At 68.9% G+C, this 399-nt stretch carries 1 protein-coding gene; it reads right to left on the bottom strand.

What is annotated here, in order from left to right; translation table 11 throughout:
* The coding region (locus tag NWP09_RS13310) for a tripartite tricarboxylate transporter substrate binding protein (RefSeq protein WP_258275948.1) at positions 1 to 399 on the bottom strand (399 nt) is incomplete at both ends.

Below are 399 nucleotides of genomic sequence, written 5' to 3'. Positions count from 1 at the left end.
TTGTGATGTTGGCTCGGCGGATGATGTCGCCGTACTTGTTGATCTCGCTGTTCACGAAGCTCGTGAACTGCGCCACCGAGCCGGCCTGCGAGACCACGCCGCTCTTGGCGAACACCTCGACCACGTTGGGCGCGGCCAGCGCCTTGGTGACCTCGGCGTTCAGGCGCTGGACGATGGCGTCCGGCGTGCCCGCGGGCGCCAGCAGCCCCTGCCAGGAGTTCGAGTCCAGCGCCACGCCTTGCTCGGCCAGCGTGGGCACGTTGGGCGCGAAGCGCGAGCGCTGCCGGGTCGCCATGCCCAGCGCGAGGAGCTTGCCGCTTTCGATGTGGCCGCGGAACTCGGACCAGTTGCCGAACATCACGCTGACCTGTCCGCCCAGCAGATCGGTCAGCGCCGGGC

It is taken from the genome of Agrococcus sp. HG114 (assembly GCF_024723325.1).
Lineage (GTDB): Bacteria > Actinomycetota > Actinomycetes > Actinomycetales > Microbacteriaceae > Agrococcus.
This window is presented reverse-complemented; position numbering and strand designations above follow the sequence as displayed.